The sequence below is a fragment of the Pantoea sp. 18059 genome (assembly GCF_902706165.1).
In the GTDB taxonomy this organism is placed as follows: domain Bacteria; phylum Pseudomonadota; class Gammaproteobacteria; order Enterobacterales; family Enterobacteriaceae; genus Pantoea; species Pantoea agglomerans.
Window position 1 is genome coordinate 77,111 of sequence record NZ_CACSJS010000004.1, and the last position, 15,315, is coordinate 92,425.

Sequence of the window (15,315 nt, forward strand, 5' to 3'; positions counted from 1 at the left end):
CTCCTTATGCTGTTGCACGGCCAAATGCCGGGCGTTTGCGATCAAATGTCCAGCCGGGGACCAGATATTGCATCGCCGTAGCGTCGTTACGCGCACCGGCGGGCAGTGACTGATAAAGCTGATTGGCTTTGTTTACCTGCTCCCAGTCGAGCTCAATGCCCAGACCCGGCGCATCCGGTACGGCAATTTTCCCGTTGCGGATTTGCAGCGGATTTTTCGTCAGGCGCTGATCGCCCTCCTGCCAGATCCAGTGGGTATCAATCGCGGTAGGATTACCTGGCGCCGCCGCACCCACATGGGTGAACATCGCCAGCGAAATATCGAAGTGGTTATTGGAGTGGCAGCCCCAGGTGAGGCCCCACTCATCGCAGAGCTGCGCGACCCGCACGGCGCCGCTCAGCGTCCAGAAGTGAGGATCCGCCAGTGGAATATCGACCGCATTAAGCATCACCGCGTGATTCATCTCGCGCCAGTTGGTGGCGATCATATTGGTGGCCACCGGTAAGCCGGTTGCGCGCCGGAACTCGGCCATCACTTCACGTCCCGAATAGCCCTGCTCCGCGCCGCACGGATCTTCGGCGTAGCTCAGCACATCCTGCATCCCTTTACACAGCGCTATCGCCTCGTCCAGCAGCCAGGCGCCGTTCGGGTCGACCGTAATGCGGGCGTCGGGAAAGCGCTGCTTCAGCGCCGCCGCGGTGGCAATCTCCTGCTCGCCCGGCAACACGCCGCCTTTGAGCTTAAAATCTTTGAAGCCATATTTATCCGCAGCCGCCTCAGCCAGCCGCACCACGGCATCGCTGGTCAGCGCTTCCTGATGACGCAGGTGATACCAGTCGTGGCTGGCCTGCTCACCACTCAGATAGGGCAGATCGGTCTTGCGGCGGTCACCGAGATAGAACAGATAGCCCAGCACCGTCACTTCATCACGCTGTTTACCTGGCCCCAGCAGTTCAGCCACCGGTACGCCCAGACACTGTCCCAGCAGATCGAGCAGCGCTGCTTCCAGCGCGGCTACCGCGTTGACCCGCAACTCAAAAGTCCAGGCACCGTTGCCAAAGGTGGTGAAGTCAGCCGACTGATTGCCTTTGTGCACCTGCTGCACCAGACGGTTCATTCGCGCAATCTGCTGGCCTTTCACCTGCGGAATCGCCTCAACCAGCGTCTGATAGATGGTGTCGCCGCCGGGGGCTTCACCGACGCCGGTGTGACCGGCGCTGTCGGTGAGAACCACAATATTACGGGTAAAACAGGCGTTGTGCGCACCGCCAATATTGAGCAGCATGCTGTCATAACCGGCGACCGGGATAACCTGCATCTCAGTAATCACCGGCGAACTTTGCGTATTCATAATGCATCCTTACCGGGCCAGGTTTTCAGTTCGACACGTTTGATATCGCCCGCGATCACCAGGAAGCTGAATGCGGCGACAAAGGCGTGAATACCGACATAGATCAGCGCGCCTTCAAAGGAGCCGCTGGTGGCGATGATGTAACCGATGGCGATAGGCGTCACGATGCCAGAGAAGTTACCGAACATGTTGAACAGACCGCCGCTCAGGCCACTGATCTCTTTCGGTGCGGTATCTGCCATCACCGCCCAGCCCAGCGCACCGATGCCTTTACCAAAGAACGCCAGTGCCATGAAGAACACCACCACCCATTCGGTATCGGTGTAGTTACACATCACCATCGAAATAGAGAGCAGCATGCCGAGCACGATCGGCGTTTTACGCGCGATATTCAGCGAGCCGGTTTTACGCATCAGCCAGTCGGAGATCACCCCGCCCAGTACGCCGCCGAGGAAGCCGCACACCGCCGGAATCGAGGCAATAAAGCCCGCTTTGAGAATCGACATGCCGCGCGCCTGTACCAGATAGACCGGGAACCAGGTGATAAAAAAGTAGGTTAAGGCGTTAACGCAGTACTGACCGAGGTAGATACCCAGCATCATGCGTGACGTCAGCAGCTGTTTGATCTGGAACCACTTCTCGCTCCAGCTCACTTTGCGGCTATCCTTTTTGACATCCATGTTGATCAGCGCACCGCCCTGCTCCATGTACTCCAGTTCGGCTTTATTCACGCCAGGGTGATCGGTGGGATCGTGGATCACTTTCAGCCAGATGAAACTGAGGATGATGCCCAGGCCGCCCATAAACCAGAACACGTGCGCCCAGCCCACGGAAGAGACCAGCCAGCCCATGATGGGCGCGAAGATAACGGTGGCGAAGTATTGGGCCGAGTTGAAGATCGCCACGGCCGTGCCGCGCTCCTGCGCCGGAAACCAGGCCGCGACGATGCGGCTGTTGCCAGGGAAAGAGGGCGCTTCGGCCAGTCCCACCAGGAAGCGCAGAATAAACAGCGACATGATGATGCCGAAGCCGCTGAACAGATCGACGAACCCTTGCAAAAAGGTAAAGAGCGACCAGGTAAAGATGCTCCAGAAATAGACGCGTTTTGAGCCGAAGCGGTCAAGCAGCCAGCCGCCCGGAATCTGACCAATAACATACGCCCATGAGAAGGCAGAGAAGATATAGCCGAGTCCGACCGAATCGAGGCCAATATCTTTTGACATCGCCGAACCGGCAATCGAAATCGTTGCGCGGTCACCGTAGTTGAATGAGGTGACGATAAATAACATCACCACAATCCAGTAACGGGCATTGGTGCGTTTCTGCACCGTTTCCGCGGTCTGGCTGAAACTATTCATGATGCACTCCTGAAATATAGCGTGAGCTACATTCGCTCTGACTGCATACACATCGCGTTGGGTATCAGAGAGAAGTTGGGTTAAACACGGCGATCTTTTTGTTTTGGCAAACTTTATTTATCCATCCGGCGTCTGGCAGCCGCGGCCGGTAATAACTCCAGGCAACCTCTTTCGGATGAATAATACGTCGTGACAGATAACCTGACTTTGGCTAACGGAACTCAGTATAAGAACAGCCTGTGGCGATCACATTGGCGCATCGCCCTGGAATAATCGCCTTATTGAAGTGATTGTCTTGCGGATGCACAAAAGCCTGCGGTATAGCTCACGAAAGTGGCAAATACCCGTGCAAAATCCGCCCCGGATAACGCTTTCCCACGCTGTTTGTGAGGGTCTTCACTTGCTTTTGGATAATCGACCCAAAACAGCGAGACGAATTGCCTTAATGGTGGTCATTTGCACAATGCGCGACCCGCCCCGCCTCCCTATACTGAAGCTGGCAAACAAGGGCGTGACAGGTCAGATCATTACAGCGTGCCGCACAAGTACGGTACGACAGACGGGAAGGTGAGCGATGAACCCAAAAACAGATGAACAACCGCTCTATATCAAAGTCCATGAGCACGACAATGTGGCGATTGTGGTTAACAGCCTCGGTCTGCCAGCCGGTACGCAGTTTGCGGATGGCCTGACCCTCACAGAGCATGTGCCGCAGGGCCACAAAGTGGCGCTGAGCGCGATTAATCAGGGTGCAGAGATCGTGCGTTATGGCGAAGTCATTGGCTATGCATTGCGGGATATTGCCCAGGGCAGCTGGATTGACGAGTCACTGGTTGCGCTGCCGGAAGCCCCTCCGCTGGAGAGTCTGCCGTTAGCCACTCAGGTTCCGCCTGATTTGCCGCCGCTGGAGGGCTATACCTTTGAAGGTTACCGCAATGCGGATGGCAGCGTAGGCACGCGTAACCTGCTCGGCATCACCACCAGCGTCCACTGCGTGGCCGGTGTGGTGGATCATGTCGTACAGATCATTGAACGGGATTTACTGCCGCGCTATCCGAACGTGGATGGTGTGGTTGCCCTGAACCACCTTTATGGCTGTGGTGTGGCGATCAACGCACCGGCGGCGGTCGTGCCGATTCGCACCATTCATAACCTGGCGCTGAATGCGAATTTCGGCGGCGAAGTGATGATCGTCAGCCTCGGCTGTGAAAAGTTACAGCCAGAGCGTCTGTTGACTGGCACCCCCGACGTGCAGGCGATTTCGCTGGACGATCATGACATCGTGCGTCTGCAGGATGAAAAGCTGGTGGGCTTTGGCGCGATGGTCAATGAGATTCTGCAGGTGGCGGAGCGTCATCTCCAGCGGCTGAATCAGCGCCAGCGCGAAACCTGCTCCGCAGCAGAACTGATTGTCGGCATGCAGTGTGGTGGCAGCGATGCGTTTTCGGGCGTGACGGCAAATCCGGCAGTGGGCTTCGCCTCTGATCTGCTGGTGCGTTGCGGTGCCACCGTGATGTTCTCGGAAGTCACGGAAGTGCGTGATGCGATTCACCTGCTGACGCCGCGGGTGATTAATCAGGAAGTCGGTAAGCGCTTACTGGAGGAGATGGCCTGGTATGATAATTACCTCGACCAGGGCCAGACCGATCGCAGCGCTAACCCGTCGCCGGGCAATAAGAAAGGCGGGCTGGCGAACGTGGTGGAAAAAGCGCTTGGCTCGATCGCAAAATCGGGACGCAGCGCCATTGTTGAAGTGCTCTCGCCCGGCCAGCGGCCCACGCGACGCGGATTGATCTACGCGGCCACGCCCGCCAGCGATTTTGTCTGCGGTACACAGCAGCTGGCATCCGGTATCACCCTGCAGGTGTTTACTACTGGTCGCGGTACGCCTTACGGTCTGGCCGCGATTCCGGTGATCAAGATGGCGACGCGTAATGCGCTGGCAGAGCGCTGGCACGATCTGATGGACATCAATGCCGGGACGATTGCTACCGGTGAAGAGAGTATTGAGCAGGTGGGCTGGCGACTGTTTGAATTGATTCTGGATATCGCCAGTGGCAGGAAGCAGACCTGGTCCGATCGCTGGGGCATTCGTAATCAGCTGGCGGTGTTTAACCCGGCGCCTGTCACCTGACAGTGCACTCAACGGATATCGCCGTGCGCACACTACAGGCTTATCTCTGTAAGGCAGAGATAAGCCTGGCCTTGCAATCAGAGCTGCGCGCCCCAGGCTTCAACCCACGGCGAGGTTACCGCCTCCGGTTCCGGATTTTCAGTGGCATCAACCAGTAACACCTCACCAACCCGCTGAGCGCCCTGCTCCTGCAGCAGCGCGTCAAAGGTTTTACCCGCGCCACAGAAATGGTCATAGCTGCTGTCACCCAGCGCAATCACGCCATAGCGCAGCGCGGGCTGATGACCGAGCTGATCTTTAATCGCATGGAACAGACCTGAAATCGTGTCGGGAAAATCGCCATGCCCGGTAGTAGAAGTGACAATTAACGCCACGTCGCTGGCATAGTTTTGCCAGTCAGCCAGCGTCGGATCGTCAAACACCGTTACGCTGTGCCCCTGCTGCTGCAGAATGGGCTCTGCTTCTTCCGCGACCAGTAGCGCATTGCCATATACCGTACCTACAAAAATGCCAATCTTTGCCATCTGCTTTCTCCCTTATTCTGAAACGTTATCCTGTCCTGGCGCTGCGTCAAACTCAACCCGCGGCACCTCAGGAATGCGATCCTGCCAGCCAAACTGGTTCATCAGATTCTGCCAGACGCCATCCAGTCCGGCGCGAAGCAGCAACGGTTCACCGGTTACCGGATGAGTTAATGCCAGGCTGCTGGCGTGCAGCATCAGGCGGTTAGCGCCAAAATGTTCGGCAGCACCCCGGTTCTGACGCAGATCGCCGTGCGCCGAATCGCCAATAATCGGATGACGCAGGTGTGACATATGACGACGCAGCTGATGCTTGCGACCGGTTTTAGGAGCCAGTTCAACCAGGCTATAACGCGAAGTGGGATAACGGCCAATGCCGACCGGCATCTCGACCGTTGCCAGTGACTGATAATCGGTGACCGCGGGCTGTGCGGTGCGCGCTTCCGTGGCGTGTTTATCGGCAATCTTATCAAGCTCTTCCACCAGCGGATAATCGAGCGTCCCGCTGCTCTCCAGCCAGCCGCGAACCACAGCGTGGTAGGTTTTCTGCATCTGGTGCTGTTCAAACTGCTGGGAAAGCAGACGTCCGACTTCACTGGAGAGCCCCATCAGCAGTACCCCTGACGTGGGCTTGTCGAGACGATGCGCCGTAAACACATGCTGCCCAATCTGATCACGAACGGTCTGCATCACAAACACCGTTTCATGGCGATCCAGCCAGCTGCGATGAACCAGCCAGCCGCTGGGCTTGTTGACGGCAACCAGCCACTCATCCTGATAGAGTATCTCCAGCATCAGTGGGCAGCATCCGTGATTAACGCATCAAGTTGACGCAGGGTCAGCAACAGCGGCGCAATACCCGGCTGGTCAGGCACCAGAGCCACCTCATAATAGGGGGCCACGGCAAAATTTTGTGGTAACGGATGTCGGGCCGCAATCAGGGCATGCATCCGCGGGACTAACACCCACTGGAGCCACTGCAGCGGCTCCAGCGTATCCAGGCAAAAGGGTTCGCGGCTCTCGAGCGCGCCCTCGGCCGGCGGGGTACTCTGCCAGAGATGATGCTCACGCATCACTGCTTCCAGTTGTTCCAGCCGTTGCGTAATCAATTGTTCATGCGCCATGCGCCACCTCCGCGAGCAGTCAAAAATGGGCGGCAAGCATATCACTTGTTGGCACAGGCACAAAAAAAGGGAGCACTGTATAAACAGTGCTCCCGGTTCGTTTGCAGCCATCCCGCCACGTTAATGCTCCCTGCTCTTCCATGACAACTTGTCCAGTGCGAACTCCTGTCGCGCATCGTCCTGATGTATCCTTAGCATCCTGGCCCACCACCTCTTCTGAGGGGGTTCTCATTCTCCATCCTGGAGGTGTCCCTTGCTCAATCCTGAGCGATCCTGTTTCATCCTGAAACCTTCCTTGTGCCGTAAGCTCCGTTACGTTCCTGCCTCATGGCTTATCATCATCCTGACGATATCTTTTTCCTGAGCCTCCTGCAGTGCGAAACATTTTGACAGAACTCGTTACGCGCACAAGGTACTCACAGCAGAACTTTACGAAATGTGCGGCGTAAATTCAGATAAACGCCATTAAGTTGATGATTCACAATATTTTTACATCTCAGCCTTCCGGAAGTCTCACCTGTTATATAGCGATCTCTCACATCACATGTAAGAGATGTCTCACAAGGTCAGAGGCAAATCACTGCAACTCAGATGATAACCGGTTGTAATGACTTAAGAAATATCTCAAGCGTTTCCGCTAATTTCACACGCTGTTTACCGCCGGGCTGCTCCAGAATAACTTCGCCGCTGAGATTAGAAAGCGAGATGATCTCCTGTTCTGACTCGGTGGTGGCGATAAACAGCGTAGGCGACTGTTTAAGGCGTCGCTGCATCACCAGATGCCCGATCAGATTCTCCTGTAACCGCAGGAAATCATCCTCACTCCAGACCTGTAAGAGTGTCAGCTGATTCTCACCAAAACTGGCCTGCATATCGCCGGCAAACTGCGTGGTATAGAAAGCTGTAATCTGCGGCTGGAGCTGGATGTCGATCGCCCGCTCAACCGCATCCAGCGTCTGTGGCAGAGTAAAAGGCTGCGGCTGCCAGACGACCCGCTGATCGCGATCCTCCAGGGCACAGGGCGAAGGTACACCAAAGAGATCGCTGCTGGCCGGCGCATGCCCGGCCTGCTGAAGCCAGTGCTGGCAGTATCGGGTGGTAAAGTCGCGCAACGCGGCGGCAGTTTGCTGCATCATTCATATTCTCACTTCTGATGGGTTACACTTAGCCACTTTGATTAATTTTGGTGGTAACCGCAATGACTACTCACGAACAGGATCAGGCACTCAGCAACCTGACGCTGGGCAAACCCACAGCCTATCACGATCATTATGACAACAGCTTACTGCAGGCGGTACCGCGCAGCCTGAATCGTGAACCCCTTGGCCTGTTTCCCGACAGCCTGCCCTTTACCGGCAGTGATATCTGGACCCTGTATGAACTCTCGTGGCTCAACAGCAAAGGTCTGCCACAGGTTGCCGTTGGCGAAGTGGTGCTCGATGCGCAGAGCCGCAACCTTATCGAGTCAAAAAGCTTCAAGCTCTACCTTAACAGTTTCAACCAGACCCGCTTTGCCGACTGGGGCGAGGTTCGTCAGACGCTGGAGCGGGACCTGAGTGCCTGTGCTGAAGGTGAAGCGCGGGTCGCGCTGTTCCGTCTCAATGAAGTGGAAGGTCAGCCCATCGGCCATTTTGAGGGGGTTTGTATTGATGAGCAGGATATCGCCATAGAGGATTACCGCTTCAATGCTGACTATCTGGCCGATGCTGCGGGCAGCGAAATCGTTGAAGAGACGCTGGTCAGCCACCTGCTCAAGTCAAACTGTCTGATTACCAATCAGCCCGACTGGGGCTCCGTGATGATTCGTTATAAAGGCCCGCGTATCGACCGTGAAGCGCTGCTGCGCTATCTGGTCTCATTCCGCCAGCACAACGAATTTCACGAGCAGTGTGTCGAACGTATTTTTAATGATTTGATGCGTTTCTGCCATCCGGAAGCGCTGACGGTGTATGCACGCTACACCCGTCGTGGCGGGCTGGATATCAATCCATGGCGCACTAATGTGCCCTTCTCGCCCGGTTTTTCGCGGCTGGTCCGTCAGTAGTTTGCGAGACTTCTCGCAGGCTGCATGCACTAAGCGCAGTTCCGCTTGAGCTGTGCGGGCCGACAAGGCTACTCTGGTGATGGCGGCTACCTGCGGGTGGCCGACCAGGGATTTTCGTCACTGCCGTTGCAGTGCCAACACGCACCCAGGCGGGTGTAAAGGAGTTCATTTGATTACCCATATCAGCCCTCTTGGCTCAATGGATCTGCTTTCACAGCTGGAAGTCGATATGCTCAAGCGCACAGCCAGCAGCGACCTCTACCAGCTGTTTCGCAACTGCTCTCTTGCCGTGCTTAACTCCGGCAGCCAGACTGACAGCAGCCAGGAGCTGCTCTCCCGCTTTGAAAATTTCGACATCAATGTGTTGCGCCGTGAGCGCGGCGTCAAACTGGAGCTGATCAATCCACCGGAAGAGGCGTTTGTGGATGGCCGCATCATCCGTTCACTGCAGGCTAACCTGTTTGCGGTGCTGCGTGACATCCTGTTTGTCAGCGGTCAGCTCAACATGCCGGGTCGGTTCACTGCGGCTGAAGAAAATGACTCCGCCACTATCACCAACACCGTGTTTTCCATTCTGCGTAACGCGCGGGCGCTGCATATCGGCGAGTATCCCAACACCGTGGTCTGCTGGGGCGGTCACTCGATCAACGCCGTTGAGTACCAGTATTGCCGCAATGTCGGAACTCAGCTTGGACTGCGTGAACTGAACATCTGTACCGGCTGCGGGCCGGGCGTGATGGAAGCGCCAATGAAAGGGGCCGCCGTAGGCCATGCTCAGCAGCGCTATCGTGACAGCCGCTTTATCGGCCTGACCGAACCCTCCATCATTGCGGCAGAACCGCCGAATCCGCTGGTGAATGAGTTGATCATCATGCCGGACATCGAAAAACGTCTGGAAGCTTTTGTGCGCATTGCCCATGGCATCATCATTTTCCCGGGCGGCGTAGGGACCGCAGAAGAGTTGCTCTATCTGCTGGGCATCCTGATGAATCCGCAGAACAGCGATCAGGTATTACCGCTGATCCTGACCGGGCCGGAAGAGAGCGCCGACTACTTCCGCGTGCTGGATGATTTCATCGTTAACACCCTGGGCGAACAGGCGCGTAAGCATTATCAGATCATCATCAACGATGCAGCCGAAGTGGCGCGTCTGATGAAGAAAGCGATGCCGCAGGTAAAAGAGAATCGTCGCGAAACCGGCGATGCTTACAGCTTTAACTGGTCGATTCGCATTGAACCCGATCTGCAGGTGCCGTTCCTGCCAACCCATGAAAATATGGCGAATCTCAATCTCTACACCAATCAGCCACCCGAAAAGCTGGCTGCTGACCTGCGCCGCGCCTTCTCAGGTATCGTAGCCGGTAACGTCAAAGAGATGGGCATCCGCGAAATCCGTGAGAAGGGACGCTACAAACTCCATGGCGACCCCGACATCATGCACCGCATGGATGAGCTGCTTCAGGGATTCGTTGCACAGCAACGCATGAAACTGCCAGGCACCGCCTACATTCCCTGCTACGAAATTATCAAATAAACCAGGAGGCAGCCCCCGGGCTGCCCATACTCTCATGGCTCTTCATCTTGTTATTGTTGACGCGTTGAATCTGATTCGCCGTCTGCATGCGGTACAGGGCTCACCCTGTGTCGAAGGCTGCCTGGCCGCGCTGCGCCAGATACTGGGTCACGCCCATCCGACTCATGCGGTGGCGGTATTTGATGGCGAAGCGCGTCATCAGGGCTGGCGTCATCAGCTGCTACCCGATTACAAAAGCGGTCGCCCGCCGATGCCAGACGATTTACAGGCAGAGATGCCGGCGTTACAGGAGGCCTTTCGCGCCGCAGGCGTAAGCTGCTGGATAGCGGGCGAGGATGAAGCGGACGATTTAGCGGCGACGCTGGCGGTGAAAATGGCTCAGGCCGGACATCAGGCCACCATTGTTTCAACCGACAAAGGCTACTGTCAGCTGCTGGCACCCGAGATCCGCATCCGCGACTACTTCCAGAAACGCTGGCTTGATCTGCCTTTTATTGAGGCTGAATTTGGTGTGGCGCCACAGCGGTTACCCGACTACTGGGGGTTGTGCGGCATCAGCAGCAGTAAAATTCCGGGCATCACCGGCATCGGTCCGAAAAGCGCGAAACAGCTGCTGACAGAGTTTCACACGCTTGAGGGAATCTATCAGCAACTGGATCAGGTGCCAGCCAGATGGCGGGAGAAGCTCGCTGAGGGTCGGCAGATGGCAGAGACCAGCCGTCAGGTCGCAACCCTGAAGCGGGATCTGGTGCTGCAGGGCAATCTGAATACGCTGCGTTATACCGGCTGAGTGCCCTTGCACTCAGCCCTGCGATTAACGTTCGTCGCGACGACCACCGGCAGCCGCCCAGATTCGGCGCACATGTACCGTCACCTCTTCGCGGTCATGGTAAAGCTGACGAGCGCGAATCTGCACGTTAATACCATTATCATCGAATCGTTCCTGCATCATGGCCAGATTCTGCGTCACCTCTTCATAGCGCTTTTTCATGGGCAACTTAAGGTTGAAGATCGCTTCACGGCACCAGCCGTTAACCAGCCAGTCGGTCATCAGGTTAGCCACGCGCACCGGCTTCTCCACCATGTCACACACCAGCCAGCTGATGTTGGTGCGTGGCGGACGGAATTTAAAGCCATCCGCTTTCTCGTGCATCACCTGGCCCGTATCCATCAGGCTCGGTGCCATCGGTCCGTTGTCCACCGCATATACCATCATGCTGCGCTGCACCAGCTGATAAGTCCAGCCGCCCGGACAGGCACCGAGATCCACGGCGTACATGCCGCTGGCTAAACGCTCATCCCACTCATCCGCAGGGATAAAGACGTGAAACGCCTCCTCCAGCTTAAGGGTGGAACGGCTTGGCGCATCGGAGGGGAACTTAAGGCGTGGAATACCCATGTAAAACGGCGAGCTGTTTTCCCGGATGGAGTAGCCGACGTAGCAGGTGCCCGGCGCGATGAAAAACACATGCACGACCGGGCGTTTCGGGCTCTCATAATTCAACAGGATTTTGCTTTCCCGCAGTGCCGAGCGCAGCGGCACGGTGAACTTGCGGCAGAACTTAGTCAGCTCCTTGGCTTCGTTGGTGTCTGGCACTTCAACACGCAGTTCGCCGCCCTTTTCCACTACGCCGGTCAGCATGCCGACAATCGGGGTAATGCGATCTTCCTGCGGCAGGTCACGCAGCATTTCGCCGACGACCAGCATCTGACGGGCAAAAATCAGCTCGTCAAATGGCAACTCACGTGCCAGCCGCTCGGCATCTTCAAACTGATAGCACTCAAACAGCACGTAGCCAGAGTCATCTTTAACCCGTGGAAAGCCGTAGATTTCACGTTCAGCCGCTTTGGCGCTGATTTCCGCCGCACACTCTTTTTCAAAACCGGGGCGACAATAGAGTAAAACTTTATTCATGGCGTTCTGCCTTTCGTTTAAGACGCAGCGCGCCAATCAACATCAATACCCAACCGGCGAGGAAACAGACCCCGCCCACGGGTGTGATAAAAACCCAAAACTTCAGATGTGACAGCGCCAGACAATAGAGGCTGCCACTAAACAGCACGGTGCCGAGCGCCATCAGCGCACTGCTCCAGTAAAACCAGATATTGGCGCGGCGTAACATCGCAGCACCCAGCCCCATCACCGCTAAGGTGTGATAAGCCTGATATTCCAGCCCGGTATGAATCCAGGCCATTTCAGCCGCACCAAGCGACTGACTTAAAACGTGGGCACCAAATGCGCCAAAAGCCACCAGCAGAAATCCGCTGATAGCCGAAAAAACAAACATGGCACGACTGGACATTAACCGATCCTCAGAGTCCTTTTGCATCTGAATGCAAATAAATCAATATGTTATTGTTGATAGCGAAAGCGGAATTTTTCTTGTTCGGTTGCAGCTTTTTCCAGGATCCACTGCCGGAAGGCGGCTATTTTACCCAGTTCTGCCTGACTGTCATGACAAACCAGATAAAAAGCGTTTTTACTGACTAATACATCATTAAACGGGCAGATTAATCGCCCGGCTTCTATTTCGCTCTGCGCCATGACGTTATTCGCCAGCGCCACGCCCTGACCATGAATCGCCGCCTGCAATACCATGGCGCTGTGGCTGAAGATTGGCCCCTGCTGCACATTGATATGCTGCAGGCCCAGTTGCCGGATATAAGATTGCCAGTCCCGGCGGGAGGCATCATGCAGCAGAGTAAAACGCGACAGATCCATCGGTGTTTTCAGCGGATTATCCCCGGTCATCAGCGACGGTGAACAGACCGGCAGCAGATATTCGGCATAAAGTTTTTCAACCCGCAGGCCGGGCCAGTTACCCCGGCCGTAAAAAATCGCCACGTCGACATCGTCGGCCAGTTTCTCTTCGTCGCGGTCAACCGCCTGGATACGCACGTCGATTCCCGGATAAGCCATATTAAAGCTGGAGAGGCGGGGAACCAGCCACTGAATGGCAAAGCTCGGCAGTAAACTAACGGTCAGCGCACCCTTGGCACTGCGTGCCTGCAGTTTGCGGGTCGCTTCGTTGATTGCCGAGAAAATCTCTTTGATATCGAGATAGTAGCTTTGTCCTTCTTCGGTCAGTAATAGCGAACGATTCCTCCGGCGAAATAGCTTTAACCCCAGAAAATCTTCCAGAGATTTAATCTGATGGCTTACAGCAGCCTGGGTGACAAACAGCTCTTCTGCGGCTTTGGTAAAGCTTAAATGGCGTGCAGCTGCATCAAAAACACGCAGTGCGTTGAGAGGAGGAAGGCGTTTCGACATGGTTTTCCGTATCCGGATCGGCAAAAAATACGCTGGCTTATACAAAGCGTTTACGTATTAGAATTTTTAATCCGAGGCATTATAATTTGTCCGTTGAGGAACCTCCAGCAAATACCTATAGTTGCCGCACTTCCTGAGCCGGAACGAAAAGTTTTTAGATTTGTGAGTGAGTTCGCAGATTTTCTGAAAGCTTTTGGCTTGTGGTCGTGATGTTGTGTTTGCAATTTTTGATCCGACGATTGCGGATCGAACTCTTAATTCCTGTAGATTTACCCTGTCTGTCCATAGTGATTTTTAAATAGCACCGCAAATTGCGGTGCTTTTTTTTTGCTGCTTAGTTGCCAGACTCTACCATCTCTTTGACATCAGAGCGGTTGATTTGCTGCTCGTTGCCATTCGCATCTTTATAGCTGATCATGCCGGTATCGTTATCGACTTTAGGCTTGCCGGCAGCCACAATGGTGCGACCATCATTGGTATGCATCACGTAATTGCTAGAACAGGCACTCAGGGTAAAAGCCAGGGTACACACGGCCAGTACTGCGGTTAATTTTTTCATCTGCTATCTCCTTGTAGATTGATTGCATCAAACCACCCGCGTTACGCTAACCAGAGGCAGCCGATAAGTGAGATCGACTAGTAAACGTCCGATCGTTATGCGGGTTTGGTTCAAACCTTGCAATATTCAGCATAACGCGCTTTTCCAGCTTTGCCAGACGCAGACCATTCTTTCAGTGTGGTCCTAATTTTTCTTATCATGGACCAGGCATGACCGCATTTAATCCCACCGCATTTCGCCAGCAGTTTCCCGCACTCGCCGATGCAGGCGTTTATCTCGACAGCGCAGCGACCACGCTGAAGCCGCAGGCCGTCATTGACAGCACGCAGCAGTTTTACAGCCTCAGCGCGGGTACAGTCCATCGCAGCCAGTTTGCCGCCGCCCAGGCCTTAACCCATCGCTATGAGCAGGCGCGCAACCAGGTTGCCCGCTGGCTTAATGCCGCTGACGATCGTGAGATTGTCTGGACGCGCGGCACCACCGAAGCGATAAACCTGGTGGCAAACAGCTGGCTGCGCCCGCGCTTACAGCCTGGTGATGAGATTGTGGTCAGCGAGGCAGAACACCACGCCAACCTGGTGCCCTGGCTGATGACCGCGCAGGCGTGCGGTGCCCGCGTCGTAAAATGGCCGTTAGGCGCGGATCGCCTGCCGGATATCAGCCAGCTGCCCGCCCTGCTCAACAGCCGTACCCGCCTGCTGGCGGTCGGACAGATGTCGAACGTCACCGGCGGGTGTCCCGCACTCGCTCAGGCGATCCCGCTGGCTCACGCCGTGGGCGCGAAAGTGATGGTCGATGGCGCACAGGGTGTGGTGCATTGTCCGCCTGACGTACAGGCACTGGATATCGACTTTTACGCCTTTTCCGGACATAAGATTTACGGTCCGATGGGCATTGGCGCGTTATATGGCAAAGCGGAACTGCTGGAGGCGATGGAGCCCTGGCAGGGCGGCGGTAAAATGATAACGGATGTCGATTTCAACGGATTTACGCCGCAGCCGGTGCCGTGGCGTTTTGAGGCTGGCACCCCGAATGTGGCGGGCGTGGTGGGCCTGAGTGCAGCACTGAGCTGGCTGGTGCAGTACGATCTGCCCGAAGCGGAGCGCTGGAGTCAGCAGCTTGCGACGCTGGCGGAAGAGCAGCTGGCGGAATTACCCGGTTTCCGCAGCTTCCGCTGTTCAAATGCCAGCCTGCTGGCATTTGAATTCGCTGGCCTGCATCACAGCGATCTGGTGACGCTGCTGGCTGAGCAGGGAATCGCCCTGCGCGCTGGCCAGCACTGCGCGCAGCCGTTGCTGGCGGCGCTGGGCGTCAGCGGCACGCTGCGGGCCTCTTTTGCACCCTATAATAATCTGCAGGATGTTGATGCGCTGGTGCGCGCCATGAAGAGCGCCATCTCGCTGTTATCGGAGTTTTGAT

15 protein-coding genes are annotated in these 15,315 nt (G+C 55.8%); 5 read left to right on the forward strand and 10 right to left on the reverse strand.

The annotated features are described in order from the left end of the window. Positions 1–4 precede the first annotated feature (4 nt). Positions 5–1,351, reverse strand: coding sequence for an enolase C-terminal domain-like protein (locus GVJ63_RS12345; protein ID WP_010248589.1), 1,347 nt, complete (start codon positions 1,349–1,351; stop codon positions 5–7). Then, entirely contained in the window at positions 1,348–2,709 is a 1,362-nt protein-coding gene (locus GVJ63_RS12350; RefSeq protein WP_010248591.1) for an MFS transporter, read from the reverse strand. Before GVJ63_RS12350 ends, GVJ63_RS12345 begins: the two co-directional genes overlap by 4 nt. 574 nt (positions 2,710–3,283) lie before the next feature. On the opposite strand from GVJ63_RS12350, the gene garD reads away from it, so the two are divergent. Beyond that, on the forward strand, positions 3,284–4,843 hold the full coding sequence (gene garD / locus GVJ63_RS12355; protein WP_010672140.1) for a galactarate dehydratase: 1,560 nt from the start codon (positions 3,284–3,286) through the stop codon (positions 4,841–4,843). A 77-nt stretch (positions 4,844–4,920) separates the two neighbouring features. Here garD and GVJ63_RS12360 read toward each other — a convergent pair whose 3' ends face one another. The 4 genes from GVJ63_RS12360 to syd form a co-directional block, all read right to left on the reverse strand. Continuing rightward, positions 4,921–5,367, reverse strand: coding sequence for a flavodoxin (locus GVJ63_RS12360; RefSeq protein WP_010248594.1), 447 nt, complete (start codon positions 5,365–5,367; stop codon positions 4,921–4,923). 12 nt (positions 5,368–5,379) lie between these two features. Beyond that, positions 5,380–6,159, reverse strand: coding sequence for a tRNA pseudouridine(65) synthase TruC (truC, locus tag GVJ63_RS12365; RefSeq protein WP_033769942.1), 780 nt, complete (start codon positions 6,157–6,159; stop codon positions 5,380–5,382). Further along, the gene (locus tag GVJ63_RS12370; RefSeq protein ID WP_010248600.1) at positions 6,159–6,488 is read right to left on the reverse strand and encodes a YqcC family protein; all 330 of its coding nucleotides are present in this window, start codon (positions 6,486–6,488) and stop codon (positions 6,159–6,161) included. Before GVJ63_RS12370 ends, truC begins: the two co-directional genes overlap by 1 nt. A 587-nt stretch (positions 6,489–7,075) precedes the next feature. Next, positions 7,076–7,624, reverse strand: coding sequence for a SecY-interacting protein (gene syd / locus GVJ63_RS12375; protein ID WP_010672142.1), 549 nt, complete (start codon positions 7,622–7,624; stop codon positions 7,076–7,078). Between the two features lie 62 nt (positions 7,625–7,686). On the opposite strand from syd, the gene queF reads away from it, so the two are divergent. The 3 genes from queF (at position 7,687) to xni (ending at position 10,856) form a co-directional block, all read left to right on the forward strand. Continuing rightward, entirely contained in the window at positions 7,687–8,532 is an 846-nt protein-coding gene (queF, locus tag GVJ63_RS12380; protein WP_061901167.1) for an NADPH-dependent 7-cyano-7-deazaguanine reductase QueF, read from the forward strand. Between the two features lie 169 nt (positions 8,533–8,701). Continuing rightward, positions 8,702–10,066: a nucleotide 5'-monophosphate nucleosidase PpnN gene (ppnN, locus tag GVJ63_RS12385; protein ID WP_010672144.1), complete on the forward strand. Its 1,365-nt coding sequence runs from the start codon at positions 8,702–8,704 to the stop codon at positions 10,064–10,066. A 34-nt stretch (positions 10,067–10,100) separates the two neighbouring features. Next, positions 10,101–10,856 (forward strand): flap endonuclease Xni, encoded by a 756-nt coding sequence (xni, locus tag GVJ63_RS12390; protein ID WP_159226951.1) that lies wholly within the window; start codon positions 10,101–10,103, stop codon positions 10,854–10,856. 24 nt (positions 10,857–10,880) lie between these two features. Here the strand turns inward: xni and rlmM are convergent, their stop codons facing one another. The 4 genes from rlmM to GVJ63_RS12410 all read right to left on the reverse strand — a co-directional run bounded on the left by rlmM (position 10,881) and on the right by GVJ63_RS12410 (position 13,896). Continuing rightward, positions 10,881–11,981: a 23S rRNA (cytidine(2498)-2'-O)-methyltransferase RlmM gene (gene rlmM / locus GVJ63_RS12395; RefSeq protein WP_010248609.1), complete on the reverse strand. Its 1,101-nt coding sequence runs from the start codon at positions 11,979–11,981 to the stop codon at positions 10,881–10,883. Next, positions 11,974–12,369, reverse strand: coding sequence for a DUF423 domain-containing protein (locus tag GVJ63_RS12400; RefSeq protein ID WP_010248611.1), 396 nt, complete (start codon positions 12,367–12,369; stop codon positions 11,974–11,976). The genes rlmM and GVJ63_RS12400 overlap by 8 nt, the downstream gene beginning before the upstream one ends. A gap of 50 nt (positions 12,370–12,419) precedes the next feature. Then, positions 12,420–13,337: a transcriptional regulator GcvA gene (locus GVJ63_RS12405; protein WP_003854641.1), complete on the reverse strand. Its 918-nt coding sequence runs from the start codon at positions 13,335–13,337 to the stop codon at positions 12,420–12,422. A 334-nt stretch (positions 13,338–13,671) separates the two neighbouring features. Then, a complete protein-coding gene (locus GVJ63_RS12410) occupies positions 13,672–13,896 on the reverse strand; it encodes a YgdI/YgdR family lipoprotein (RefSeq protein ID WP_010248613.1) in 225 nt (74 codons plus the stop codon). A gap of 209 nt (positions 13,897–14,105) precedes the next feature. Between GVJ63_RS12410 and csdA the strand changes: the two genes are divergently transcribed. Continuing rightward, positions 14,106–15,314 (forward strand): cysteine desulfurase CsdA, encoded by a 1,209-nt coding sequence (csdA, locus tag GVJ63_RS12415; protein WP_159226952.1) that lies wholly within the window; start codon positions 14,106–14,108, stop codon positions 15,312–15,314. Position 15,315: the final 1 nt, after the last annotated feature.

Bases quoted from the DNA above. Each gene is read 5' to 3' on its own strand.
- GVJ63_RS12345 (WP_010248589.1), bottom strand. From the start codon at position 1,351: ATGAATACGCAAAGTTCGCCGGTGATTACTGAGATGCAGGTTATCCCG.
- GVJ63_RS12350 (WP_010248591.1), bottom strand. From the start codon at position 2,709: ATGAATAGTTTCAGCCAGACCGCGGAAACGGTGCAGAAACGCACCAAT.
- garD (WP_010672140.1), top strand. From the start codon at position 3,284: ATGAACCCAAAAACAGATGAACAACCGCTCTATATCAAAGTCCATGAG.
- GVJ63_RS12360 (WP_010248594.1), bottom strand. From the start codon at position 5,367: ATGGCAAAGATTGGCATTTTTGTAGGTACGGTATATGGCAATGCGCTA.
- truC (WP_033769942.1), bottom strand. From the start codon at position 6,159: ATGCTGGAGATACTCTATCAGGATGAGTGGCTGGTTGCCGTCAACAAG.
- GVJ63_RS12370 (WP_010248600.1), bottom strand. From the start codon at position 6,488: ATGGCGCATGAACAATTGATTACGCAACGGCTGGAACAACTGGAAGCA.
- syd (WP_010672142.1), bottom strand. From the start codon at position 7,624: ATGATGCAGCAAACTGCCGCCGCGTTGCGCGACTTTACCACCCGATAC.
- queF (WP_061901167.1), top strand. From the start codon at position 7,687: ATGACTACTCACGAACAGGATCAGGCACTCAGCAACCTGACGCTGGGC.
- xni (WP_159226951.1), top strand. From the start codon at position 10,101: ATGGCTCTTCATCTTGTTATTGTTGACGCGTTGAATCTGATTCGCCGT.
- rlmM (WP_010248609.1), bottom strand. From the start codon at position 11,981: ATGAATAAAGTTTTACTCTATTGTCGCCCCGGTTTTGAAAAAGAGTGT.
- GVJ63_RS12400 (WP_010248611.1), bottom strand. From the start codon at position 12,369: ATGTCCAGTCGTGCCATGTTTGTTTTTTCGGCTATCAGCGGATTTCTG.
- GVJ63_RS12405 (WP_003854641.1), bottom strand. From the start codon at position 13,337: ATGTCGAAACGCCTTCCTCCTCTCAACGCACTGCGTGTTTTTGATGCA.
- GVJ63_RS12410 (WP_010248613.1), bottom strand. From the start codon at position 13,896: ATGAAAAAATTAACCGCAGTACTGGCCGTGTGTACCCTGGCTTTTACC.
- csdA (WP_159226952.1), top strand. From the start codon at position 14,106: ATGACCGCATTTAATCCCACCGCATTTCGCCAGCAGTTTCCCGCACTC.